Origin of the sequence: Pseudomonas fluorescens, assembly GCF_041354075.1 — a bacterium.
GTDB classification, from domain to species: domain Bacteria; phylum Pseudomonadota; class Gammaproteobacteria; order Pseudomonadales; family Pseudomonadaceae; genus Aquipseudomonas; species Aquipseudomonas fluorescens_CE.
Genome location: NZ_JARZGC010000024.1, coordinates 1 through 26,356, shown reverse-complemented (window position 1 = coordinate 26,356; position 26,356 = coordinate 1). Strand labels below are relative to the sequence as shown.

Genomic DNA, 26,356 nt, shown 5'->3' with positions numbered 1-26,356 from the left:
GTTGCACCTGGTACTACCCGCCAGGTAAGAACACTTTCGGTGCAACGATAACCACTCCCATTTAGCCCCGCAGTGCGGGGTTTAAATCGGTAACACCCCCGCCCCAGCCATGGGCAACCGCACGCTTTTACGCACCACAAAAGTGCACAGGAACTCGCTGAAAACTTCCGCGCAAACGTTTAAATGGCTCAAAATTATACAAATGCGACATTAAGGTACGTTCGTGCCACCGTTTCATGCTTGCAGTGGTTCAAGTTATTGCATTGGGTACAGCCCCTGCATAAGTATCCGCAGGCACGACTCACAAGGTCGTCCTCAAATTCAAAAAATGACAACAAATCATGAGGCCACCATGCTCAAACACGCGGTCATTCCGTTTTTAGTCGGCGCCAGCCTGCTGGCTAGCGCACCCTTCGCTCAAGCTGCGACTAACCTGGTGTTCTGCTCCGAAGGGAGCCCGGCCGGTTTCGATCCAGGTCAATACACCACCGGAACCGACTTCGACGCCTCTGCAGAAACCATGTTCAACCGCCTGACCCAGTTCGAGCGCGGTGGCACCGCCGTTATTCCTGGCCTGGCGACCAGCTGGGACGTCTCCCCGGACGGCCTGACCTACACCTTCCATCTGCGTGATGGCGTCAAGTTCCACACCACCCCGTACTTCAAGCCGACTCGCGATTTCAACGCCGACGACGTGCTGTTCACCTTCAATCGCATGATCAACAAGGATGATCCGTTCCGTAAGGCGTACCCGACCGAATTCCCGTACTTCACCGACATGGGGATGGACACCAACATCACCAAGATCGACAAAGTCGACGAGCACACCGTCAGGTTCACCCTGAAGGACGTCGACGCTGCGTTCATCCAGAACATGGCCATGAGCTTCGCCTCGATCCAGTCCGCCGAATACGCCGCCCAACTGCTCAAGCAGGGCAAGGCCGCGGACATTAACCAGAAGCCGGTCGGCACTGGCCCGTTCGTGTTCAAGAGCTACCAGAAAGACTCCAACATCCGCTACACCGGCAACAAGGACTACTGGAAGCCTGACGACGTGAAGATCGACAACCTGATCTTCGCCATCACCACCGACCCGTCGGTGCGTATCCAGAAGCTGAAGAAGAACGAGTGCCAGGTCACCCTGTTCCCGCGCCCGGCCGACCTGAAGGCGCTGAAGGAAGACAAGGACCTGAAGATGCCTGACCAGGCAGGCTTCAACCTTGGCTACATCGCCTACAACGTGATGGACAAGATCAAGGGCGACGACAAGCCGAACCCGATGTCCCAGCTGAAAGTGCGCCAGGCCATGGACATGGCGGTGAACAAGCAGCAGATCATCGATTCCGTGTATCAGGGCGCCGGCCAACTGGCGGTCAACGCCATGCCGCCGACCCAGTGGTCCTACGACACCACCATCAAGGATGCCAAGTACGACCCTGAGAAAGCCAAGGAGCTGCTCAAGGAAGCGGGCGTCAAGGAAGGCACCGAGATCGTTCTGTGGGCCATGCCGGTACAGCGTCCGTACAACCCGAACGCCAAGCTGATGGCAGAAATGCTGCAGTCTGACTGGGCCAAGATCGGTCTGAAGGTCAAGATCCAGAGCTACGAGTGGGGCGAGTACATCAAGCGCTCCAAAGGTGGCGAAAACGGCGCGATGCTGATTGGCTGGAGCGGTGACAACGGTGACCCGGACAACTGGCTCAACGTGCTGTTCGGCTGCGACTCGCTGGAAGGCAACAACTTCTCCAAGTGGTGCGACAAGAAGTTCGACGACACCGTGAAAGAAGCCAAGCGCACGTCCGACCAGGCCAAGCGCACCGAACTCTACAAGCAGGCGCAACACATCCTCAAGGATGCTGTGCCAATGACACCTATCGCTCACTCGACGGTGTTCCAACCCATGCGCGCCAACGTGCAGGACTTCAAGATCAGCCCATTTGGCTTGAACTCCTTCTACGGCGTCAGCGTCAGCAAGTAAGGTCCTGAGGCGGCGACGTTCCTGACGTCGCCGCCTTTTATCTGCCGGTACTTTAGGAAATTGCCTACAACCTAATCCGCCGAGTATTACGGCGGCGGTTTCGGACGTGTTGCCATTTCCTACAAGCTCTGAGGCTTTTTCGCATTTACTGCCGGACCCACGGCTTCTACCGTCGGGATCTGACCAGCTCACGCGTGGGCTACCGGTTATTGCTGTCGTCAGGGATTGAACGCACAGAAGCCACCTGTCCCTGGACAGGTCGGTTTCCTGTTGAAAACACTGAGTGAGAAAAAGGAAGCGTCATGCGCCATACCTTGGTTTTATCCGCATTGCTGGGCACCGGCCTGCTGGCCGCCAGCTCCATCAGCCAGGCCGCCAACGGCAGCCTGGTGTTCTGCTCCGAAGGCAGCCCGGCGGGCTTCGACACGGCGCAGTACACCACTGCAACCGATAACGATGCTGCCGAGCCGCTGTACAACCGCCTGGCCGAGTTCGAAAAGGGCGCCACCAATGTGGTCCCGGGGCTGGCGAAGAGTTGGGATATCTCCGAAGACGGCCTGACCTACACCTTCCACCTGCGCGAAGGGGTGAAGTTCCACACCACCAAGTACTTCACGCCGACCCGTGACTTCAACGCCGACGACGTGCTGTTCACCTTCAACCGCATGCTCGATCCGCAGCAGCCTTTCCGTAAGGCTTACCCGACCGAATTCCCGTATTTCAACGGGATGAGCCTGAACAAGAACATCGCCAAGGTCGAGAAGACCGGGCCGCTGACCGTGGTCATGACGCTCAACAGCGTGGACGCCGCGTTCATCCAGAATATCGCCATGAGCTTCGCCTCCATCCTGTCCGCCGAATACGCCGACCAGTTGCTGGCATCGGGCAAACCGAGCGAAATCAACCAGAAGCCGATCGGCACCGGGCCGTTCGTGTTCAAGAGTTACCAGAAAGATTCCAACATCCGCTACACCGGCAACAAGCATTACTGGGACCAGAGCCGGGTCAAACTCGACAACCTGATTTTCTCCATCAACACCGACGCCTCGGTACGGGTGCAGAAACTCAAGGCCAACGAGTGCCAGGTCACCCTGCACCCTCGCCCGGCTGATGTCGACGCCCTGAAGAACGACCCGAAACTCACGCTCATCGAGAAGCCTGGTTTCAACCTCGGCTACATCTCCTACAACGTGCGCCACAAACCGTTCGACCAGCTCGAAGTGCGCCAGGCGCTGGACATGGCGGTGAACAAGCAGGGTATTCTCAACGCCGTTTACCAGGGCGCCGGCCAACTGGCGGTCAACGCCATGCCGCCGACCCAATGGTCCTACGACGACACCATCAAGGACGCCGCCTACAACCCGGAAAAAGCCAAGGAGCTGCTCAAGGCCGCCGGCGTCAAGGAAGGCACTGAAATCACCCTGTGGGCGATGCCGGTCCAGCGCCCCTACAACCCGAACGCCAAGCTGATGGCCGAAATGCTCCAGGCCGACTGGGCGAAGATCGGCCTCAAGGTGAAGATCGTCAGCTACGAATGGGGCGAGTACATCAAGCGCACCAAGAATGGCGAACACGACATCAGCCTGATCGGCTGGACCGGCGACAACGGGGACCCGGACAACTGGCTCGGCACGCTCTACAGCTGCGATGCCATCGGCGGCAACAACTACTCCCAATGGTGTGACCCGGCTTACGACAAGCTGATCAAGCAGGCCAAGATCGTCACCGATCGCGACCAGCGCACCGTGCTCTACAAACAGGCCCAGCAACTGCTCAAGCAACAGGTGCCGATCACACCTATCGCCCATTCGACGGTCAACCAGCCGTTGAGCGCCAAAGTCGAAGGCTTCAAATCAAGCCCGTTCGGCCGCAACGTGTTCTCGGGTGTCAGCATCGAAAAATAACCAACCGTGTAGCTGAAAACGCTTGGGGGTGCACTGCACCCTCACGCAAGCGCATTGCCGTAAATCGCCCATTTGGGGCTGAGCAAACGTTTGCTTTGCGTGAATGAGTTCCAACCAAGTAGCCGGACCACAAAAAAAACCGGCATAAAAAAAAGAAAGTTAAGGAGCTTCACCCATGAAACTGAGCAGCACCGCGATACTGGCCCTGGCCATCAGCAGCATCACCGCCACGGCTTACGCGGAAACCCAGAGCCAGGCGTTCACACCGGTCACCGTGAAAGAGAAAAGTGCACAGAGCGAAGCGACCGGCTTCATCGATGGCCAGTCCCTCGGTGGTACCACCCGTAACTGGTATGCCAACGAGCAATTGAAGCGTGACGGCAAATTTAAGTACAACAAGAATGGCGCGCTGCTCGACACAGACCGCCGTATCAACTGGGTGCAGGGTACGATTCTCAAGTACAACTCTGGCTTCACCGAGGGCACAATCGGTTTCAGTACCGAAATCGCTGCGTACAACGCCATTGCCCTGGACCGCGACCGCGAAGATCTGGCCGCAGGCAACGGTGGCGCTCCCAAAACCGGCCCTTCCTCGGGGAACAACCGTACGCTGACCGAGAAAGGCGGTGACGCGGTAGGCCAATGGAGCAAACTCGGACTGGCCAACGTCAAGGCACGCTTCTCCAACAGCACGCTGACAGCCGGTCGCCAGAGCTATAGCAGCCCGCAAGTCGACAGCATCGGCAACCGCGCGCTGCCTTCGAGCTTCGAAGGTGTGAGCCTGAACGTTGCCGAACTGGAAAATCTGACTTTCGATTTCGCGACCTTCGACCGTGCGTCCCCACGTATGGAGCAGAGCCTGCAGAAATTCCGCGCCGAATACGCCAATGGCCGCGCAGAAGCTGACCACGTTTACACTGGCGGCATCACCTACACCCCGTTCGCCAGTCTGACCACCAGCCTCTGGGCCACTCAGGCCGAAGACTTGTGGAACCAGTACTACTTCGGCGCAACCCACGTGCTGGGTGACAGCCAAGTACTCAGCCTGACCACCGGCCTGAACTACTACAAAACTCAGGAAGATGGTAAGGCTCTGATCGGCGACATCGACAACGATACCTACTCGCTGTCGTTCGGACTGACCCACCAGGCCCACAGCCTGACCTTCTCGTACCAGGAAATTAACGGTAACGAGTACTTCGACTACCTGCACGAAACCAACGGCATCTACCTGGCCAACTCCCTGCTGTCTGACTTCAACGGCCCGAACGAAAAATCGTTCCAGATCGCCTATGGTCTGAACATGGCCGAGTACGGCGTACCAGGCCTGAAGTTCAACATCTACCAGGCTCGCGGCTGGGGTATCGACGGTACTCACTACAACGGCAACAAAGGCGTCGCCGACAAAGGCTACGACGGCATCCAAATCCAGGACGGCGAACACCATTACGAGTACGGCATTGGTGCTTCCTACGCAGTACAAAGCGGCCCGCTGAAAGCCACCGCCATCCGCGCGACCTACACGACTCACCGCGCCAGTGAAAACCAATCCGATGGCAGCATCAACGAGTTCCGCCTCGTGACCACCATCCCGTTCAACATTTTGTAATGCACCCGGCCGAACGGCTGATTCAGCGATGAATCGGCCGTTCGGCTTTTGTCCTCTTAACCGATTGCAGAGGGTTCTTGATGAAAATGCTTCCCCTACGTGCGGCCATCGCGGCCGCCTTGCTGAGTGTTGCGGTTGGCGCAGCGGCCAAGCCCCTGGTGGTTTGCACCGAAGCCAGTCCGGAAGGCTTCGACATGGTTCAATACACGACTGCAGTCACAGCCGACGCGGTGGCCGAAACCATCTTCAATCGCCTGGCAGATTTCAAGCCCGGCACCACCGATGTCGTGCCGGCACTGGCCGAGTCCTGGGACATCAGCGAAGACGGCCTGAGCTACACCTTCCATCTGCGCAAGGGCGTCAAGTTCCACACCACTGAATACTTCAAGCCGACCCGCGACATGAACGCCGACGATGTGGTCTGGAGCTTCCAGCGCCAGCTGGACCCGAAACATCCGTGGCACGACAAGTCCAGCGTGGGCTTCCCCTACTTTGAAAGCATGGGCTTCAAGGAACTGCTCAAAAGCGTCGAGAAAGTCGACGACAACACGGTCAAATTCACCCTGACCCGCCGCGAAGCGCCATTCCTGGCCGACATCGCCATGGCGTTCTCCTCGATCTACCCTGCCGAATACGCCGACCAGTTGCTCAAGGCCGGCAAGACCGGCGACCTGAACAGCAAGCCAATCGGCACCGGGCCGTTCATCTTCCAGCGCTACAACAAGGACGCCCAGGTTCGCTTCAAGGCCAACCCGGAGTACTTCCGTGGCAAGGCCCCGGCCGACTCGCTGATCCTGGCGATCGCCACCGACAACAACGTGCGTCTGCAGAAGCTCAAGGCCAACGAGTGCCAGATCGCCCTGTATCCCAAGCCCGATGACATTCCGAGCATCAAGAACGATCCGAAGCTGAAAGTCGATGAACTCAACGCAATGACCGTTGCCTACATCGCCATGAATACTTCGCACAAATACTTGAGCGACGTGCGCGTGCGCAAAGCCATCGACATCGCGTTCGACAAGGAAGCGGCGGTCAACGCGCTGTTTGGCAAGGGTAACGCCACCGTGGCTGTCAACCCGTACCCCGACACCCTGCTAGGCTACAACCACACGCTGAAAAACCCGACCCGCGACCTCGACAAGGCCCGTGCCCTGCTCAAGGAAGCCGGCGTACCGGAAGGCACCACCTTCACCCTGTTCACCCGCAACGGTGGCGGTCCGACCAACCCCAACCCGATGCTCGGCGCGCAGATGATGCAGGCTGACCTGGCCAAGGTCGGGATCAAGATCGACATTCGCGTGATGGAATGGGGCGAAATGCTCAAGCGCGCGAAAAACGGCGAGCACGACCTGGTTTCAGCCGGATGGGCCGGTGATAACGGCGACCCGGATAACTTCCTCACGCCTCTTCTGAGTTGCGAGGCGGCCAAAAACGGCGAAAACTACGCCCGCTGGTGTAACGACAAGTTTCAAACCCTGCTCGATCAGGCCCGGGAAAAAACCGACCCGGCCGAGCGTGCAGCCTTGTATGAACAGGCCCAGGTGCTTTTTAACCAGGATCAGCCATGGATCAGCATCGCGCACACTAGAATGTTCACCGCAATGCGCAACAACGTAGAGGGCTATCACATTAGCCCCCTCACCACGAATAACTTCGCCACCACCCAGGTGAAGTAAATAAGAAAACTCCCGGTGTCCCTGACCCCAGGGACACCAGGCACGCCTAACCGGCTGATGAGGTACACCACACGATGTTTAGTTTTATTGCCCGCCGACTGGGGTTACTGATCCCCACGTTCTTCGGCATCACGTTGCTGACTTTTGCGTTGATTCGCATGATCCCTGGCGATCCTGTGGAAGTCATGATGGGAGAACGTCGGGTCGATCCCGAAATGCACGCTCAGGCAATGGAACGCCTTGGTCTGAACAAACCCCTTTACGCCCAGTACCTGGATTACATCGGCAAACTGGCCCACGGCGACCTCGGGGAATCCCTGCGTACCCGTGAAAGCGTATGGACCGAGTTCACCTCCCTCTTCCCCGCGACTCTGGAACTGTCCATGGCCGCGCTGCTGTTCGCCGGCATCCTGGGCCTCCTGGCCGGGGTGATCGCGGCCCTCAAGCGAGGATCCTTGTTCGACCACGGGGTGATGGGCATCTCCCTGACCGGGTATTCAATGCCGATCTTCTGGTGGGGCCTGATCCTGATCATGTTCTTCTCGGTGTCCCTGGGCTGGACCCCGGTGTCCGGGCGCATCGACCTGCTGTACGACATCGAGCCGCGCACCGGCTTCATGCTGATCGACACGCTGCTGGCCGACGAGGAAGGCGCCTTCCTCGATGCCCTGCATCACCTGATCCTGCCGGCCATCGTGCTGGGCACCATCCCGCTGGCGGTGATCGCGCGCATGACCCGTTCGTCGATGCTCGAAGTGCTGCGCGAAGACTACATCCGTACCGCCCGGGCCAAAGGCCTGTCGCCGGCGCGCGTAGTATTCGTGCACGGCCTGCGCAACGCGCTGATTCCGGTGCTGACAGTGGTCGGCCTGCAAGTCGGCACCCTGCTGGCCGGTGCGGTCCTGACCGAAACCATCTTCTCCTGGCCGGGCATCGGCAAATGGCTGATCGAAGCCATCGGCGCCCGTGACTACCCGGTTGTACAAAACGGCATCCTGTTAATCGCCTGCCTGGTGATTCTGGTCAACTTCGTGGTGGACATCCTCTACGGCTTTGCCAACCCACGCATCCGTCATCAGCGCTGAGGTCAATATTCATGAGCACTCCAACTTCCTCAGTAGCCACCGCCACCTCGGCGGATCAAAGCCTGCTGTATCCGTCGCCGTACAAAGAGTTCTGGCAAGCGTTCGCCAGGAACAAAGGGGCCGTCGCCGGCCTGATGTTCATGTTGCTGGTGATCTTCTGCGCGATCTTCGCGCCGTGGGTCGCGCCGCATAACCCGAGCGAGCAATACCGTGACTTCCTGCTGACTCCACCGGCCTGGCTCGAAGGCGGGCAACTGCAATTCCTGCTCGGCACCGACGAGCTGGGACGTGACCTGCTGTCGCGCCTGATCCAGGGTTCGCGCCTGTCGCTGCTGATCGGCCTGTCGTCGGTGGTGATGTCGCTGATCCCGGGCATCCTGCTCGGCCTGTTCGCCGGCTTCTTCCCGAAGTTGCTCGGCCCGACCATCATGCGCCTGATGGACATCATGCTGGCCCTGCCTTCGCTGCTGCTGGCCGTGGCGATCGTCGCCATCCTCGGCCCAGGCCTGATCAACACCGTGATCGCCATCGCCGTGGTTTCGCTGCCGTCCTACGTTCGCCTGACCCGCGCCGCCGTCATGGGCGAGCTGAACCGCGACTACGTGACCGCTGCACGCCTGGCCGGTGCCGGCCTGCCGCGCCTGATGTTCATCACCGTGCTGCCCAACTGCATGGCGCCGCTGATCGTTCAGGCGACCCTGAGTTTCTCCTCGGCGATTCTCGACGCCGCTGCCCTGGGCTTCCTCGGCCTTGGCGTACAACCGCCAACGCCTGAGTGGGGCACCATGCTGGCTTCGGCCCGTGACTACATCGAACGCGCCTGGTGGGTCGTGAGCCTGCCGGGTCTGACCATTTTGCTCAGCGTGCTGGCAATCAACTTGATGGGCGACGGCCTGCGCGATGCGCTGGACCCGAAACTCAAGAACGCCGCCTGAGGAGATTCCCATGTCACTGCTAGAAATCAAGAATCTCAACGTTCGCTTCGGCGACAAGAACGCCACACCCGTGGTCGATGGCCTCGACCTCAAGGTGGACAAGGGCGAAGTGCTGGCCATCGTTGGCGAGTCCGGTTCCGGCAAGTCCGTGACCATGATGGCGCTGATGGGCCTGATCGAGCACCCGGGAATCGTCACCGCCGATTCCCTGAGCTTCGACGGCCAGAACATGCTCAAGCTCAGCAGCCGCCAGCGCCGCCAGATCGTCGGCAAGGACCTGGCGATGGTCTTCCAGGACCCGATGACCGCGCTGAACCCGAGCTACACCGTCGGTTTCCAGATCGAAGAAGTCCTGCGCCTGCACCTGAACATGTCCGGCAAGGCCGCGCGCAAGCGGGCCATCGAACTGCTGGAAAAAGTTGAAATCCCGGGCGCGGCCAGCCGTATGGACGCCTACCCGCATCAATTGTCCGGCGGCATGAGCCAGCGTGTTGCAATCGCCATGGCGATTGCCGGCGAGCCAAAGTTGCTGATCGCCGACGAACCGACCACCGCCCTCGACGTGACCATCCAGGCGCAGATCATGGAGCTGCTGCTGGCGTTGCAGAAAGAGCAGAACATGGGCCTGGTGCTGATCACCCACGACCTCGCAGTCGTGGCTGAAACCGCCCAGCGCGTCTGTGTGATGTACGCAGGTCAAGCCGTCGAAGTTGGCCATGTGCCGCAACTGTTCGACATCCCGGCGCACCCGTACAGCGAAGCGCTGCTCAAGGCGATTCCGGAGCACAGCCTCGGGGCCTCGCGCCTGTCGACCCTGCCGGGCATCGTGCCGGGCCGCTACGACCGTCCGCAAGGCTGCCTGCTGTCGCCGCGCTGCCCGTACGTGCAGGACAACTGCCGCGCGCAGCGTCCGGCCCTTGACCCGAAAAGCAACAGCCTCGCCCGCTGCTTCTACCCGCTGAACCAGGAGGTGGCGTAATGGCCGTCGTACTTACCGCCCGCGACCTCACCCGTCACTACGAAGTGTCCCGTGGCCTGTTCAAGGGCCACGCCACCGTGCGCGCCCTTAACGGCGTGTCGTTCGAACTGGAAGCCGGCAAGACCCTGGCCGTCGTGGGTGAATCCGGGTGCGGCAAATCCACCCTGGCCCGCGCGCTGACGCTGATCGAAGAACCGTCCTCGGGCTCGCTGAAAATCGCCGGCCAGGAAGTGGCCGGCGCCGACAAGGCCCAGCGCAAGCAACTGCGCAAAGACGTGCAGATGGTGTTCCAGAGCCCGTACGCCTCGCTCAACCCCCGGCAGAAGATCGGTGATCAACTGGCCGAGCCGCTGCTGATCAACACCAACCTGAGCGCCGCCGAACGTCGTGAGAAAGTCCAGGCGATGATGAAGCAGGTCGGCTTGCGTCCCGAGCACTACCAGCGTTATCCGCACATGTTCTCCGGCGGTCAGCGCCAGCGGATCGCCCTGGCCCGCGCGATGATGCTGCAACCCAAGGTGCTGGTGGCGGACGAACCGACCTCGGCGCTGGACGTGTCGATTCAGGCGCAGGTGCTGAACCTGTTCATGGACATGCAGCAGGAGTTCAACACCGGCTACGTGTTCATCTCCCACAACCTGGCCGTGGTCCAGCACGTGGCCGATGACGTGATGGTGATGTACCTCGGTCGCCCGGTGGAAATCGGTCCCAAGGAAGACATCTACGCCCGTCCGCTGCACCCCTACACCCAGGCGCTGCTGTCGGCGACCCCGACCATCCACCCGGACCCGTCGAAGCCGAAAATCAAGATCGTCGGCGAGCTGCCCAACCCGCTGAACCCGCCGCCGGGCTGCGCCTTCCACAAGCGCTGCCCGTACGCGACCGAGCGCTGCAGCACTGAAGAGCCGCTGCTGCGTCCATTGGACAGCCGTCAGGTGGCTTGCCACTACGCGGAGCAGTTTTTGTAACTAAAACTTGATGCAATAACCTGTGGGAGCGGGCTTGCTCGCGATGGCGGTGTGTCAGTCTATATCTATGTTGACTGACACACCGCCATCGCGAGCAAGCCCGCTCCCACAAGGTTGCGTCGTTTGCAGCCGGTCAAGTCTGACTATCATCCTCATCCGCGTCATCAGCACCCGGATCGTCCATCGAATCATCATCGCCCGAACTGCCACCCTGCCCCTGATCACCCGGTTCCGATTCGGACTTGGCAATCATCATCTGTGCATGCCCCACCTGCCCGCTCGACGCCTGCGTGTCATGCTCCTCGCACTCGGCCCAGGCCATCGACGTGCCGAAAGACAGCATCACCAACACCTTCAACATCAATAAAATGCGAAACAACCTGTTCATAACCGATTCCCTCCTGCCCATAGTGCCCATCCGGGTACTGCACTCGCACGCGAACAACCCGGGTCTCCAGATAGGACAGCCAGCGCATCACGGAAATGCAAGCAATCGACAGACTTGTTCTGACTTACCCTTATTCCAAAACCGCACTCCCCCTGTAGGAGCGAGCACGCTCGCGATGGTCGTCAACGATGACGTGGGCTGTCTGGATGCCAGCGGTGTCTGCGCGTTCTTCGCGAGCATGCTCGCTCCTACAGAGGTTGCGTTCGCAATAACCGGGACCATGGCAGAACTTGTAGGAGCGAGCACGCTCGCGATGGTCGTCAACGATGACGTGGGCTGTCTGGATGCCTGCGGTGTCTGGGCGTTCTTCGCGAGCATGCTCGCTCCTACAGGGGATGGTGATGACAATAAAAAACCCCGGCGCTTTGGCGACCGGGGTTTTGGGTGTTTCAGCTCAGCGTTTAGTGATGTTCACGCGTTGCGCGGAATTTCACGTCTGGCCAGCGCTCTTCCATCAGGGCCAGGTTGACCCGGGTCGGGGCGAGGTAGGTCAGGTGACCGCCGCCGTCGAGTGCCAGGTTTTCCACGGCCTTGTTGGAGAATTCCTCGAGCTTCTTCTTGTCGGCGCATTCGATCCAGCGCGCAGAGTAGACGGTGATCGGCTCGTAGGAGCATTCCACCTTGTATTCCTCTTTCAGGCGGCTGGCCACCACATCGAACTGCAGCACACCGACAGCGCCGAGGATGATGTCGTTGCTGCGTTCGGGGAAGAACACCTGGGTCGCGCCTTCCTCGGCCAGTTGCTGGAGGCCCTGGCGCAGTTGCTTGGATTTCAGCGGGTCACGCAGGCGCACGCGGCGGAACAGTTCCGGGGCAAAGTGCGGGATGCCGGTGAAGCCCAGGGTTTCGCCTTCGCTGAAGGTGTCGCCGATCTGGATCGTGCCGTGGTTGTGCAGGCCGATGATGTCGCCGGCGTAAGCCTCTTCCAGTTGCTCACGCTCGGAGGAGAAGAAGGTCAGGGCGTCGCCGATGCGCACGTCCTTGCCGGTGCGCACGTGGCGCATCTTCATGCCTTTTTCGTACTTGCCGGAGCAGATGCGCATGAAGGCGATACGGTCGCGGTGCTTGGGGTCCATGTTCGCCTGGATCTTGAAGATGAAGCCCGAGAACTTCTCCTCCACCGGCTCCACGGTGCGCTCGTTGGCCACGCGCGGCAGCGGGCGCGGCGCCCAGTCGACCACGGCATCGAGGACGTGATCGACACCGAAGTTGCCCAGCGCGGTACCGAAGAACACCGGGGTCAGTTGGCCGTCGATGAACTCCTGCTGGTTGAACTCGTGGCAGGCGCCCTGCACCAGTTCGAGCTGCTCGAGGAAGCGTTCGTACTCGTCACCCAGGTGCGCGCGCGCCTCGTCGGAGTCGAGCTTCTCGATGATCCGGGTCTCGGTGCGTTCATGGCCATGGCCGGGGGTGTAGACGATGATGTAGTCGTCGGCCAGGTGATACACGCCTTTGAAATCGCGATAGCAACCGATCGGCCAGGTGATCGGCGCGGCCTTGATCTTGAGGACCGCTTCGATCTCGTCGAGCAGTTCGATCGGGTCGCGGATGTCACGGTCGAGTTTGTTGATGAAGCTGACAATCGGCGTGTCGCGCAGTCGGCAGACGTCCATCAGCGCGATGGTCCGTGGCTCTACGCCCTTACCGCCGTCGAGCACCATCAACGCCGAGTCCACCGCCGTCAGGGTGCGATAGGTATCTTCGGAGAAGTCTTCGTGGCCCGGGGTGTCGAGCAGGTTGATCATGTGCTCGCGATACGGGAACTGCATGACCGACGTGGTAATCGAGATACCCCGCTGCTTTTCCATTTCCATCCAGTCGGAGGTGGCATGGCGGTCGGACTTGCGGGATTTCACCGTGCCGGCCACCGCAATCGCCTTGCCCATCAGCAGGAGCTTCTCGGTGATGGTGGTTTTACCGGCATCGGGGTGGGAAATGATGGCAAAAGTGCGGCGTTTCGCGACTTCGGCGGCCTGTTTGGTCATGGGAAATCGCCTGGCAGGTGATTCAAAAAAGGGCGCAGATTATAGCCCAAGTTGATCGAAGAACCGAACCGTTGAGCACATTAGGGGTGGCCAAATGCTTCTGCAGATGGGAACCTTTTAAAGCACGGAGACGTCCACTCCCCCGTAACGACCACTCGTCAGGGGACTGAAACACCTGCAAAAGCAGCCTGACGAGGCTGTGCTCATGGCTCAAAAGCCGTACGTACTCCCTGTAGCAGCGAGCATGCTCGCGATGGACGTCAACGATAACGTTGGCTGCCAGACACCCCGCGGTGAATGTGCCTCCATCGCGAGCATGCTCGCTCCTACATGACTGTGTGCATTCGGCATGAGCTGCTTTTCGCGTACGACTTTTCCGGCAGCCAGGCATGGCATGCCACACGGAAGGGCGTGCGCCGACTGAAATAAAAGGAGTCCGCCTGTGGCTATTCGCTATGGCAAAGGGCTGATAGGAGGCGCGCTGGTAATCGTCCTCCTGGCCCTGCTGATCCACTGGATCGGTATCAATACGATCGAACATTACCGCGACGATTTACTGTTCTACCTGCAAGCCCACCTGGTGCTTGTCCTCGCCTCCATGCTGGCCGCCCTTGTGGTGGGCATCCCTGCCGGGATTTTTCTCAGCCGCCCGTCGATGGTCGGCCGCGCTGAGCGCTTCATGCAGATCTTCAACATCGGCAACACCGTGCCGCCGCTCGCCGTACTCGCCATCGCCCTGGGCATTCTGGGCATCGGCAGTGGCCCCGCCATCTTCGCCCTGTTCCTCGCCTCGTTGCTGCCCATCGTGCGCAACACCTACGAAGGCCTGAAAAACGTCCAGGGCTCCCTCAAGGAAGCCGCCGTCGGCATCGGCATGACGCCGCGCCAGGTGCTGTGGAAAGTCGAGCTGCCGAACGCCGTGCCGATCATCATCGGTGGCGTGCGCGTGGCGTTGGCGATCAACGTCGGGACAGCGCCACTGGCGTTCCTGATTGGAGCCAACAGCCTGGGCAGCCTGATTTTCCCTGGCATCGCCCTGAACAATCAGCCGCAACTGGTGCTCGGCGCGGCGTGCACCGCCCTGCTGGCCTTGCTGCTCGACGGTCTGGTGACACTGGCCAGCCGACTCTGGCTCGAACGCGGCCTGCGCCCGTCTTAAGCCTCGGCCAAGGAATTCTCATGAAAAGATTTAGCTTGTTGTTAGGCTGCGTTCTGCTGTTCGCAGGATTTGCCCAAGCCGCTGAAAAACCGCTGCTGCGCATCGGCGCCCGGGTGTTCACCGAACAGACCCTGCTGGCGGAAATCACTTCGCAATACCTGCGCACCAAGGGCTACAACGTGCAGGTCACTGGCGGGCTGGGCAGCAACCTGGCGCGCAGCGCCCACGAAAGTGGCCAACTGGACATGCTCTGGGAATACACCGGTGTATCGCTGGTGGCCTACAACCACGTCACCGAAAAACTCGACAGCGCGCAGTCCTACGCCCGGGTGAAAGAACTCGACGCGAAAAAAGGCCTGGTCTGGCTGACGCCGTCGAAATTCAGTAACACCTACGCCTTGGCACTGCCGAAAAACGTCGCGGACGAATACCCGCAGATCAACACCATCAGCCAGCTCAACGAAGTGCTGCAAGCCGAGGCCAAGACCAACCACCTCGTGGCTCTGGACACCGAGTTCGCCAACCGCTCCGACGGTCTGGCCGGCATGGTCGAGCTGTACGGCATGAACCTCACGCGCAAGAACATCCGCCAGATGGACGCTGGCCTGGTCTACACCGCGCTGCGCAACGGGCAGGTATTCGCCGGACTGGTCTACACCACCGACGGTCGCTTGAACGCCTTCAACCTGAAACTGCTCGAAGACGACAAGCACTACTTCCCGGACTACACCGCTGCACCGGTGGTGCGTCAGGCGTTTCTCGATGCGCATCCGAAACTGGCCGAAGAGCTCAAGCCGCTGGCCGAACTGTTCGACGACGAAACCATGCGCCAGCTCAACGCGCGGGTGGACGTCGATCACCAAAGCCCTTCCGCCGTTGCCGCCGATTTCCTGCGCCAACATCCCTTGAACTGATAAAGGAAAAGACATGGAATTTATCAACGCCTTTTCCCACCTCGATTGGCAGCAAGTGCTGCACCTGACCTGGCAGCACATCACCCTGGTCGGCATCGCGGTGACCCTGGCGATTGTGATCGGCGTGCCGCTGGGCATCCTGATGACGCGCTTCCCCAGCCTTGCCGGCCCTCTGCAAGCCAGCGCCACCGTGCTGCTGACCGTGCCGTCGATCGCGCTGTTCGGCCTGCTGCTGCCGTTCTACTCCAAGTTCGGCCAGGGCCTGGGACCGATGCCGGCGATCACCGCCGTGTTCCTTTATTCACTGTTGCCGATCATGCGCAACACCTACCTGGCGCTGACCGGCGTCGAACCGGGCATTCGCGAAGCCGCACGCGGCATCGGCATGACCTTCGGCCAGCGCCTGCGCATGGTCGAGCTGCCGATCGCGGTGCCGGTGATCCTCGCCGGCGTGCGCACCGCCGTGGTGATGAACATCGGCGTCATGACCATCGCCGCCACCATCGGCGCCGGCGGCCTCGGCGTACTCATCCTGGCCTCCATCAGCCGCAGCGACATGTCGATGCTGATCGTCGGCGCCGTGCTGGTCAGCCTGCTGGCCATCGCCGCCGACCTCGCCCTGCAACTGCTGCAACGCTCGTTGACTCCAAAAGGACTCCTGAAATGATCGAACTTCAAAACCTCAGCAAGACCTTCCAAAGCAACGGCAAAGACGTGAAGGCCGTGGACTCTGTGAGCCTGACCGTCAACGAAGGCGAGATCTGCGTGTTCCTCGGGCCATCGGGTTGCGGCAAAAGCACCACGCTGAAAATGATCAACCGCCTGATCAAGCCGACCTCGGGCAAGATCCTCATCAACGGCGAAGACACCACCGACCTCGACGAAGTGACCCTGCGGCGCAACATCGGCTATGTGATCCAGCAGATCGGTCTGTTCCCGAACATGACCATCGAGGAGAACATCGTGGTCGTGCCGAAACTGCTCGGCTGGGACAAACAGAGATGCCACGAGCGCGCTCGCGAACTGATGAGCATGATCAAGCTCGAACCCAAGCAGTATCTGCATCGCTACCCGCGTGAGTTGTCCGGTGGTCAGCAGCAACGCATCGGCGTAATTCGCGCACTGGCCGCCGACGCCCCGCTGCTGCTGATGGACGAACCGTTCGGCGCGGTCGACCCGATCAACCGCGAGATGATCCAGAACGAATTCTTCGAGATGCAGCGCGCGTTGAACAAGACCGTGATCATGGTCAGCCACGACATCGACGAGGCGATCAAGCTCGGCGACAAGATCGCGATTTTCCGCTCCGGCAAGCTGTTGCAGATCGACCATCCGGACACGCTGCTCGCGCACCCGGCGGACGAGTTCGTCAGCAACTTCGTAGGCCAGGACAGCACCCTCAAGCGCCTGCTGCTGGTGAAGGCCGAGGACGCGGCGGACAACGCCCCATCGGTGAGCCCGGAAACCCCGGTGGCCGAGGCGCTGGAGTTGATGGATGAACATGACCGTCGGTATGTCGTGGTCACGGATGGCGAGAACAAGGCGATGGGGTATGTACGACGCCGCGACCTGCACCGTCAGACCGGTACCTGCGCGCAGTACCTGCGTGAGTTCAATGCCACGGCGGCGTACGACGAACACCTGCGCATCCTGCTGTCGCGCATGTACGAGTTCAACCGCTCGTGGTTGCCGGTGATGGATGCCGAGCGCGTGTTCCTCGGGGAAGTGACCCAAGAATCGATTGCCGAATACCTGAGCTCCGGTAAATCCCGTGGCGGCAAGACCAGCATCGTTTCGCCAGCGGAGGCTGCGGCCGTCTGATCGGACGCCATCGTCGGAGTGCCGCCCAGAGCAAGCCCGCTCCCACTCGAACCCTGTGGGAGCGGGCTTGCCCGCGATGAGGGCGGGACATCCTGAAAATCAGCTTGCTGGAGCAGCCGGCAAGAAATATCAACACTCACTGACGTGAGCAGCCCTTCGCAACACTCCATTAGACAACCAAATCCTATCTCTCGCCGCCAACGTCGCCGATGTTGACGCCATCATAGTTATCCATGATCTGGCGCACATAAGCGTCGAACGTGCAGGTATTTTTAACACCTTCAAAGTGTTCGGGAACATCTGCCCGTCATCTCTGTCCGCTACAAAGAGTGATGTCGGTCACGCACGTCAGAAGAGTGCAAAAACGCGACATTTTTAGTTGATCTCAGGCCCCTCACGCCCTAAAGTTCGCGCCGAACGTCCATGCTGGAAACGATCCATCCGGCTCAAGTACTGACGACGAGACAGCAAGGCCAAGGGAACGCTGCACATCCCGTGGCCTTTTTGCTTTCGGCGGCAATGCCTTGGGAAGTAGGCGAACCAAAGTGGGGATACGGAGGGCGTTCATTTGCACCCATTGATTTTTTCAGTTTGCCAGTAGGAGTTCCCAGCATGTCGATCCAGGTCGAAGACTATTTCGCGCGCGAAACCTTTCAGAAAATGAAGGCGTTCGCCGACAAGCAAGAAACCCCGTTCGTGGTGATCGACACCGCGATGATCGCCCAGGCCTACGATGACCTGCGCGCCGGTTTCGAATTCGCCAAGGTCTACTACGCGGTCAAGGCCAACCCGGCCGTGGAAATCATCGACCTGCTCAAAGAGAAAGGCTCGAGCTTCGACATCGCCTCGATCTACGAGCTGGACAAGGTGCTGGATCGCGGCGTCAGTCCCGATCGCATCAGCTACGGCAACACCATCAAGAAATCCAAGGATATCCGGTACTTCTACGAGAAGGGTGTGCGCCTGTTCTCCACCGACTCCGAAGCCGACCTGCGCAACATCGCCAAGGCTGCACCGGGCTCGAAAGTCTATGTGCGTATTCTCACCGAAGGTTCGACCACGGCTGACTGGCCGCTGTCGCGCAAATTCGGCTGCCAGACCGACATGGCCATGGACCTGTTGATCCTCGCCCGCGACCTGGGGCTGGTGCCTTACGGCATCTCGTTCCACGTTGGCTCGCAACAGCGCGACATCAGCGTCTGGGACGCGGCGATCGCCAAGGTCAAGGTGATCTTCGAACGCCTGAAGGAAGAAGACGGCATCCACCTCAAGCTGATCAACATGGGCGGCGGCTTCCCGGCCAACTACATTACCCGCACCAACAGCCTGGAAACCTATGCCGAGGAAATCATCCGCTTCCTCAAGGAAGACTTCGGTGACGACCTGCCGGAAATCATTCTGGAGCCAGGCCGTTCGCTGATCGCCAACGCCGGCATCCTGGTCAGCGAAGTGGTGCTGGTCGCGCGTAAATCCCGTACCGCCGTCGAGCGTTGGGTGTACACGGATGTGGGCAAGTTCTCCGGCCTGATCGAAACCATGGACGAAGCGATCAAGTTCCCGATCTGGACCGAGAAGAAAGGCGAGATGGAAGAAGTGGTCATCGCCGGTCCTACCTGCGACAGCGCCGACATCATGTACGAAAACTACAAATATGGCCTGCCGCTGAACCTGGCCATCGGCGATCGCCTGTACTGGCTGTCGACCGGCGCCTACACCACCAGCTACAGCGCCGTTGAATTCAATGGCTTCCCGCCGCTGAAATCGTTCTACGTGTAAACGCTGCAGGCATTGAAAAGCCCATGACATGACCTGTCATGGGCTTTTTTGTGCACCTGTAGATCGTACCCCCTGTAGGAGCGAGCATGCTCGCGATGGACTCAAGGGCGCCGCGGGGTATCAGGCACCCAGCGTCATCGTTCAAGACCATCGCGAGCGTGCTCGCTCCTACAAGGGGGTTAGCGTCTGCTCGAGTTCAGCGCAGCGTTCGGCGTAGTCGGCTGCCAGGGCACGGATCTGTGGATCGGTGGCGCCCAGCAACGACTGGCTCGCCACCCGCAGGAAATTCAGATTGCCGCCGACCAGCGCCTTGCGTAACCAATCCAGCGCCTCATCGAGGTTGCCTTCACTCGCCAACACCGCCGCATAACTGAACTGCCCACGGAAATCGCCGCCGAGGGCCGAACGTCGGTACCAGTGCACAGCGCCCGCCGGGTCCGCTGGACAGAACCGCCCCTCCTCCAGGTATCGCCCCAGCAAGTTCATCGACTTCGCGTGGCCCAACTGCGCGGCACGTCGATAAAGGCTCAGCGCCTGCACCTGATCCTCGACTCCACCCCGTCCGGTCGCCAGCAGGTTGGCGTAGTTGTACATCGCCCAATCCAGCCCGGCATCGGCAGCAACGCCATAGTGCCGGGCGGCGACGGCGGCATCGGCCACGCAACCCCAGCCATGCTCATGGCAACGACCGAGCATGTTGCGGGCCATCAGGTGCCCGCCCTGTGCCGCGATCTCGAACCAGCGCAGCGCCAGCCTTTGGTCCAGTTCGATGCCCTGCCCGTCCAGCAGGATTTGTCCGAGCAACGCTTGAGCGTCGAGCACACCTGCGCGCGCGGCGATCAGGATGGCCTGGGCGGCGCTGGCAGGACTTTCCTCAAGCATCGCCTTGAGCTGGTCGCCGTCGAGCACTTCCTCGCGGCGCAGTTGAAAATTCATACCTCGACCCAACGACGCAGCAGGTTGTGATAGGTGCCGGTCAGGCGAACCAGTGATGGATGGTCAGGCAGGTCCTGGGTCAATTGCTGGATCGCCCCGTCCATTTCGAACAGCAATGCGCGCTGGCTGTCTTCGCGGACCAGGCTTTGCGTCCAGAAGAACGAAGCGAACCGCGTGCCTCGGGTCACGGCGTTGACCTTGTGCAGGCTGGTGCCCGGGTACAGGACCATATCGCCCGCCGGCAACTTCACCCGCTGTACGCCGTAAGTGTCCTGGATTTCCAGCTCACCGCCGTCGTAATCCTCGGGCTCGCTGAAAAACAGCGTCGAGGACAGGTCGGTACGCACCCGCTCGACGCTGCCCTTGGGCTGGCGCACGGCGTTGTCGATGTGGAAATCGAAACTGCCGCCTGCCGTGTAACAGTTCACCAACGGTGGGAAGACCTTGTGCGGTAACGCCGCCGACATGAACAGCGGGTTTTTCCACAGCCGCTCGATCATCGCCGCGCCGATCTCCTTGGCCAGCGGATGACCTTCGGGCAATTGCAGATTGTGCTTGGCCTTGGCCGACTGATACCCGGCCGTGATCTTGCCGTCGGCCCAATCGGCTTGTTCCAGAGCCTCGCGAATGCGCTGCACCTCTTCTTTGGTGAACAAGCCCTTGATGTGCAGCAGCATGGAAAGTACCTGGAGGCAAAAGGATGGCGATGGTATTGATTCTTATTGCCAGTGTAAAACCCACCGGACGAATGAATCATCAAAAACCGTAAGGGCAAATTGTAAAGAATGTAAATTCAGTGCGAATAGTAACGTTTCGCAATTGATACAAAGACGCGTCTACCCTATATTCCGCGGCCTCGAATCCTTGGGGAAGGAAAATTCAGATGTCGCGCCAACCAGCACAATTACCTGTCAGTTCACCGCGTTTGCTCGCCTCGGCGATTGGCGTGGCACTCACCGCCGGCTCCGCAGGCCACTTGGTGTTCGCCGCCGAGAAGACTGACGAAAAGGCACCCAACGGCGCGATCGCCCTGGATGCCACGGCCATCACCGGCGAGGCCCAGGACGCGACCAGCTACAACGTCGAGAAAGCGTCTTCGCCCAAGTACACTGCACCGCTGGTCGACACGCCGCGCTCGGTCACCGTCATTCCGCAACAAGTGCTCAAGGACACCGGCGCGCTGAACATGCAGGACGCCCTGCGCACGGTTCCCGGCATCACCTTCGGCGCCGGTGAAGGCGGTAACCCACAGGGCGACCGTCCATTCATTCGCGGTTTCGATGCCCAGGGTGATACCTACCTGGACGGCGTGCGCGACACCGGTTCGCAGAGCCGCGAGATCTTCGCCGTGGAATCGATCGAAGTCAGCAAGGGCCCGAATTCGGCGATTGGCGGCCGTGGCGCGGCCGGCGGCACGATCAACCTGGTGAGCAAGAAAGCCCACCTGGGCAACTCCCTCGACGGTGGCTTCACCTGGGGTTCGGACCAGACCCAGCGTTACACCTTCGATGGCAACTACCAGTTCACCGACACTGCGGCAGGCCGCCTGAACCTGATGAGCCACGAAAGCAATGTCGCCGGTCGCGACAGCGTCGATTTCGATCGTTGGGGCATCGCGCCGTCCCTGGTGTTCGGCCTGGGCACCGACACCCGCGTGAATCTCGATTACTACCACCTGGAAAGCAACGACACACCGGATTCGGGCATTCCGTATTCGTTCTCGTCACCGCGCACCAAGGCCAACCCGGACAAGCCAGACGACGGTGGCGACAGCAGCAACTTCTACGGTTTGAACGACCGCGACTTCCGCAAGGGCCGCACCGACACCGCGACCTTCGCCATCGAACATGACCTGACCGACGCGCTGACGATCAAGAACACCCTGCGCCACGGCACCAGCATGCAGGATTACATTTTGACCCAGCCGGATGACAGCCAGGGCAACGTCAACCGGGGCACGGTCTGGCGGCGTGCCAACAGCCGCGTCAGCAACACCGAGACGACCACCAACCAGACCGACCTGTTCGGTGACGTCTACATCGCCGGCTTCAAGAACAGCTTCTCCACCGGCATCGAACTGTCGAACGAAACCTCGGAGAGAAGCAGCTACAACGTCGCGACCGCGACCGGTTTCAGGACTGGCAACACCACGGTCTGCCCGGTTGGCGCATCGACCGGTTACAACTGCACCTCGCTGTCGAACCCGAACCCGAACGATCCATGGAACGGCGCGATTTCGCGCAACTACGCTGGCACGGACACCGAAGCCAACACCTATGCGCTTTATGTGTTCGACACCCTGGAACTGTCCGAGCAATGGCTGGTGAACATGGGCCTGCGTTACGACCATTTCGACACCGAATACAAAAGCTACACCGCAGCCGGCGCGACAACCTACAAGGGCGATGACGTCAGTGAATTCGTCACCGGTCAGTTCGGCGTGGTCTACAAGCCGGCACCGAACGGCAGCGTCTACGCCTCTTATGCGACGTCGGCGACACCACCGGGCGCCACGCTGGGTGAAGGTCAGGACGGTAACCCGCTGAGCGGCACCCCGGATCGCAGCGGCAATCTCTTGAGCAGCGACATGGAGCCGGAAACCACCAAGAACTACGAAATCGGCACCAAATGGGACTTCTTCAACGATCGCCTGTCGCTGACGGCCGACGTGTTCCGCACCGAGAAGGAAAACGCCCGCGTCCAGGTCAACACCACGACGTACGAAAACGCCGGCAAGACCCGCGTGCAGGGTATCGAGCTGTCGGCCAGCGGCAAGCTGACCGACAAATGGCAAGTGTTCGCCGGTTACGCCTACATGGACAGTGAACAGGTCGATGGCGGTGATATGCCTGCCAACAGGGCCAACAACGGCAATCAACTGCCGAACACCCCGAAAAACAGCGCCAGCCTGTGGACGACTTATCAAGTCACTCCGAAGCTGACCATCGGCGGCGGAGCGTTCTACGTGGATGACGTCTTTGGCAACACGGCGAACACCACCATGGTCGACTCCTACGTTCGCTACGATGCGATGGCCGCCTACAAGCTGACCAGGAACATCGACCTGCAACTGAACGTGCAGAACCTGACCGACGAAACCTATTACGACAAAGCCTTCTCGACCCACTTCGCCAACCAGGCGGCCGGTCGTACGGCGTTGCTGAGTACCAATTTCCACTTCTAAAAGCACCACCCCGAACCTGTAGGAGCGAGCATGCTCGCGATGAACTCGAGAACGCTGCGGGGTGTCAGGCATCCAGCGTCATCGTTGACGTCCATCGCGAGCATGGACTAGGCGTCCCCCTCGCTCCTACAGAATCGGGAAAAGCGGACAGCCCTGTTCATCCACATGAACAGGGCTTTTGCGTGTGAAAAACAATGTTTCTCGACAACCCACGGCATCATAATGCGCGCCGTGATGACCACTTTAGAACGAACAAGGCGAGCGACGTGTTGAAGAAAACCCTGTTCCAGTTGCACTGGTTTTTTGGCATCAGTGCCGGGCTGGTCCTGGCCCTGATGGGCATCACCGGGGCAATGGTCTCGTTTCAGGATGAAATCCTGTACGCGGTGAACCCTTCTGTCCTGCAGGTGCAGAAGCAGGTCGCCGGTGTGCTGCCGCCCGCCGAACTGGTGGCGAAAGTCGAAGCGGCCACCGGCCTGAAGGTCTCGATGCTCTCGGTCGACATCGACAGCGACATCGCCGCCCGGGCCTTCTTCACTCCGCCGCCGGGTGAACGTCGCGGCCCCATGCGTTTCTTCGATCCGTACACCGGCGAACTGCTGGGCGAAGCGAGCGGCCAGCAATTCTTCGGCCTGATGCTGCAGTTGCACCGATTCCTCGCCATGGGCGACAGCGGGCGCCAGATCACCGGTGCCTGCACACTGATCCTGGTGTTCTTCTGTCTGTCCGGCCTCTACCTGCGCTGGCCCCGCCAGTGGAAAAGCTGGCGCGCCTGGCTGACCCTGGACTGGAAGAAAAAAGGCCGCAGCTTCAACTGGGACCTGCATTCCGTTGCGGGCACCTGGTGCCTGGTGTTTTACCTCTTCTCTGCGCTGACCGGGCTATTCTGGTCCTACGAGTGGTACAGCAAGGGCCTGACCCGATTGCTCTCCGACGCACCGCAGAACGAACGCGTGCGCAATCGCGGTCCGGCGCCGGTCGGCCCGGCGCCGGTCGCCGATTACTCGGCCATGTGGAGCAGCATCTACAGCGCGGCGGGTCCCGACCTGAGTTTCTACAACACCCGCATGCCGCCCGTGGCCGGACAACCGGCGACCGTGTTCTACCTGTTGAAAGACTCGCCCCATGACCGGGCGCTGAACCAGATCACCCTGGACCCGGCCACCGGCGAGATCAAACGGCACGACCGCTACAGCGACAAGAGCTTCAAGGCGCAACTGCTGACCAGCATTTATGCCCTGCACACCGGCAGCTTCTTCGGGATTGGCGGGCGCATCATCCTGACGCTCACCGCGCTGACCATGCCGCTGTTTTTCATCACCGGCTGGATGCTCTACCTCGATCGCCGCCGCAAGAAGCGCCAGATCAGGCAAGCCCGCCAGGGCCTGACGCAGCCGGGCGGCAACACCCCGGCGTGGCTGATCGGCTTCGCCAGCCAGAGCGGATTTGCCGAGCAACTGGCCTGGCAGACCGCCGGCCAGTTGCAGGCCGCCGGGTTGCCGGTGAAGGTGCAGCCGCTGGCGAGCCTGAGCGAACAGGATCTGCGGGAATCGAACAACGCGCTGTTCGTGGTCAGCACCTTCGGCGACGGCGACGCGCCGGACAGCGCTCGCGGATTCGAACGCAAGGTGCTGGGCCGGGCGTTGAGCCTGGAGCGGCTGAACTACGCAGTGCTGGGCCTGGGCGATCGTCAGTATCAGCACTTCTGCGGATTCGCCCGGCGTCTGCACAACTGGTTGGGCGAGCACGGCGGCAAGAGCCTGTTCACCCCGGTGGAAGTGGACAGCGGCGACCCCTACGCCTTGCGTCACTGGCAGCAACAGCTGGGCCTGCTGACCGGACAGGCACCCGTGGACACCTGGCAGGCACCGAGCTACGAACCCTGGACGCTGGTGCGTCGCGACCTGATGAACCCCGACAGCAGCGGCGCGCCGGTCTACCTGCTCGGCCTGCGCGCCCCGACCACCAGCAGTTGGCTGGCCGGTGACCTGGTGGAAGTGCTGCCGCGCAACTGCCCATGGGCCATCGAACATTTCCTGGACGGCCTGGGGCTCGAAGGACGGGCAACGGTGCTGCTCGACGGCTTGTCGCAGCCACTGGAACAGGCGCTCGCCAGTCGCCAACTGCCGGAAAACCGCGCCCACCTGGTCGGCCTGCATGCCCAGGCCCTGGTCGATGCGCTGGTGCCTCTGGCCATGCGCGAATACTCCATCGCCTCGATTGCCGCCGATGGCGTGCTGGAACTGATCGTGCGCCAACAACTGCACGCGGATGGCAGCCTGGGCATTGGCTCCGGCTGGCTGACCGAACACGCGCCAGTGGGCAGCAGCATCAGCCTGCGGGTGCGACGCAACAGCGGTTTCCATCTGCCGGTCGAGCCGGTGCCGATGATACTGGTCGGCAACGGCACCGGCCTGGCGGGCCTTCGCAGCTTGCTCAAGGCGCGGATTGCCGACGGGCAACAGCGCCATTGGCTGCTGTTCGGCGAGCGCAATCGCGAGCACGACTTCCTGTGCCGCGATGAACTGCAGGAGTGGTTGATTTCAGGGGATATCGAGCGCCTGGACCTGGCCTTCTCCCGGGACCAGGCCGAGAAGATCTACGTTCAGGATCGCCTGCGCGAATCTGCCGATGAACTGAAGCAATGGCTGGCCGACGGCGCGATGCTCTACGTCTGCGGCAGCCTGGAAGGCATGGCCAGCGGCGTGGACCAGGTACTCAACGACGTCCTCGGCGCCGCAGAAGTCGAGCAACTGATCGAACAGGGCCGCTACCGCCGAGACGTCTACTGACAAACCGCCATCGCGAGCAAGCCCGCTCCCACAGTGAATCGGGTAGTTCCTGGACAGAGTGAACACCCCAAAAACCTGTGGGAGCGGGCTTGCCCGCGATGAGGCCCTCACTGCCAACATCCATGGCGCCTGACACTCCGCCATCGCGAGCAAGCCCGCTCCCACAGTGAATCGGGTAGTTCCTGGACAGAGTGAACACCCCAAAAA

The 26,356-nt window shown here is 60.7% G+C and carries 19 protein-coding genes; 15 read left to right on the top strand and 4 right to left on the bottom strand.

What is annotated here, in order from left to right; all coding sequences use genetic code 11:
- Positions 1-352 precede the first annotated feature (352 nt).
- The 8 genes from QIW53_RS23345 to QIW53_RS23310 all read left to right on the top strand — a co-directional run bounded on the left by QIW53_RS23345 (position 353) and on the right by QIW53_RS23310 (position 11,134).
- The gene (locus tag QIW53_RS23345) at positions 353-1,978 is read left to right on the top strand and encodes an ABC transporter substrate-binding protein (protein WP_371051938.1); all 1,626 of its coding nucleotides are present in this window, start codon (positions 353-355) and stop codon (positions 1,976-1,978) included.
- Between the two features lie 302 nt (positions 1,979-2,280).
- Positions 2,281-3,882 (top strand): ABC transporter substrate-binding protein, encoded by a 1,602-nt coding sequence (locus QIW53_RS23340; protein ID WP_371051937.1) that lies wholly within the window; start codon positions 2,281-2,283, stop codon positions 3,880-3,882.
- 175 nt (positions 3,883-4,057) lie between these two features.
- Positions 4,058-5,491 (top strand): OprD family porin, encoded by a 1,434-nt coding sequence (locus QIW53_RS23335; protein ID WP_371051936.1) that lies wholly within the window; start codon positions 4,058-4,060, stop codon positions 5,489-5,491.
- Positions 5,492-5,571: 80 nt separating this feature from the next.
- A complete protein-coding gene (locus QIW53_RS23330) occupies positions 5,572-7,167 on the top strand; it encodes an ABC transporter substrate-binding protein (RefSeq protein WP_371051935.1) in 1,596 nt (531 codons plus the stop codon).
- A 74-nt stretch (positions 7,168-7,241) separates the two neighbouring features.
- Positions 7,242-8,252, top strand: coding sequence for an ABC transporter permease subunit (locus QIW53_RS23325; RefSeq protein ID WP_371051934.1), 1,011 nt, complete (start codon positions 7,242-7,244; stop codon positions 8,250-8,252).
- An 11-nt stretch (positions 8,253-8,263) separates the two neighbouring features.
- A complete protein-coding gene (locus QIW53_RS23320; RefSeq protein WP_371051933.1) occupies positions 8,264-9,187 on the top strand; it encodes an ABC transporter permease subunit in 924 nt (307 codons plus the stop codon).
- 10 nt (positions 9,188-9,197) lie between these two features.
- Positions 9,198-10,166: an ABC transporter ATP-binding protein gene (locus QIW53_RS23315; RefSeq protein ID WP_371051932.1), complete on the top strand. Its 969-nt coding sequence runs from the start codon at positions 9,198-9,200 to the stop codon at positions 10,164-10,166.
- Positions 10,166-11,134, top strand: coding sequence for a peptide ABC transporter ATP-binding protein (locus QIW53_RS23310; protein ID WP_371051931.1), 969 nt, complete (start codon positions 10,166-10,168; stop codon positions 11,132-11,134). The genes QIW53_RS23315 and QIW53_RS23310 overlap by 1 nt, the downstream gene beginning before the upstream one ends.
- A 133-nt stretch (positions 11,135-11,267) precedes the next feature.
- On the opposite strand, the gene QIW53_RS23305 is transcribed toward QIW53_RS23310, so the two are convergent.
- Both QIW53_RS23305 and QIW53_RS23300 read right to left on the bottom strand, forming a co-directional pair.
- Positions 11,268-11,522 carry a hypothetical protein gene (locus QIW53_RS23305; RefSeq protein WP_371051930.1) on the bottom strand — a complete coding sequence of 85 codons (255 nt, stop codon included), beginning with the start codon at positions 11,520-11,522 and terminating at the stop codon, positions 11,268-11,270.
- Positions 11,523-11,983: 461 nt separating this feature from the next.
- Entirely contained in the window at positions 11,984-13,567 is a 1,584-nt protein-coding gene (locus QIW53_RS23300; protein WP_371051929.1) for a peptide chain release factor 3, read from the bottom strand.
- 442 nt (positions 13,568-14,009) lie between these two features.
- On the opposite strand from QIW53_RS23300, the gene QIW53_RS23295 reads away from it, so the two are divergent.
- The 5 genes from QIW53_RS23295 to QIW53_RS23275 all read left to right on the top strand — a co-directional run bounded on the left by QIW53_RS23295 (position 14,010) and on the right by QIW53_RS23275 (position 19,237).
- Entirely contained in the window at positions 14,010-14,726 is a 717-nt protein-coding gene (locus QIW53_RS23295) for an ABC transporter permease (RefSeq protein WP_371051928.1), read from the top strand.
- A 20-nt stretch (positions 14,727-14,746) separates the two neighbouring features.
- A complete protein-coding gene (locus QIW53_RS23290) occupies positions 14,747-15,640 on the top strand; it encodes a glycine betaine ABC transporter substrate-binding protein (RefSeq protein ID WP_371051927.1) in 894 nt (297 codons plus the stop codon).
- Positions 15,641-15,653: 13 nt separating this feature from the next.
- Complete coding sequence (locus QIW53_RS23285; RefSeq protein WP_371051926.1) at positions 15,654-16,307, top strand: ABC transporter permease; 654 nt, start codon at positions 15,654-15,656, stop codon at positions 16,305-16,307.
- A complete protein-coding gene (locus QIW53_RS23280) occupies positions 16,304-17,461 on the top strand; it encodes an osmoprotectant ABC transporter ATP-binding protein OsmV (RefSeq protein WP_371051925.1) in 1,158 nt (385 codons plus the stop codon). The genes QIW53_RS23285 and QIW53_RS23280 overlap by 4 nt, the downstream gene beginning before the upstream one ends.
- A 612-nt stretch (positions 17,462-18,073) precedes the next feature.
- Entirely contained in the window at positions 18,074-19,237 is a 1,164-nt protein-coding gene (locus QIW53_RS23275) for a type III PLP-dependent enzyme (RefSeq protein ID WP_371051924.1), read from the top strand.
- A gap of 168 nt (positions 19,238-19,405) precedes the next feature.
- On the opposite strand, the gene QIW53_RS23270 is transcribed toward QIW53_RS23275, so the two are convergent.
- Positions 19,406-20,173: a tetratricopeptide repeat protein gene (locus tag QIW53_RS23270; protein WP_371051923.1), complete on the bottom strand. Its 768-nt coding sequence runs from the start codon at positions 20,171-20,173 to the stop codon at positions 19,406-19,408.
- Positions 20,170-20,850: a Fe2+-dependent dioxygenase gene (locus tag QIW53_RS23265; protein WP_371051922.1), complete on the bottom strand. Its 681-nt coding sequence runs from the start codon at positions 20,848-20,850 to the stop codon at positions 20,170-20,172. The genes QIW53_RS23270 and QIW53_RS23265 overlap by 4 nt, the downstream gene beginning before the upstream one ends.
- Before the next feature lie 206 nt (positions 20,851-21,056).
- On the opposite strand from QIW53_RS23265, the gene QIW53_RS23260 reads away from it, so the two are divergent.
- Positions 21,057-23,357: a TonB-dependent receptor gene (locus QIW53_RS23260; protein ID WP_371051921.1), complete on the top strand. Its 2,301-nt coding sequence runs from the start codon at positions 21,057-21,059 to the stop codon at positions 23,355-23,357.
- Between the two features lie 266 nt (positions 23,358-23,623).
- A complete protein-coding gene (locus tag QIW53_RS23255; protein ID WP_371051920.1) occupies positions 23,624-26,149 on the top strand; it encodes a PepSY domain-containing protein in 2,526 nt (841 codons plus the stop codon).
- Positions 26,150-26,356 lie beyond the last annotated feature (207 nt).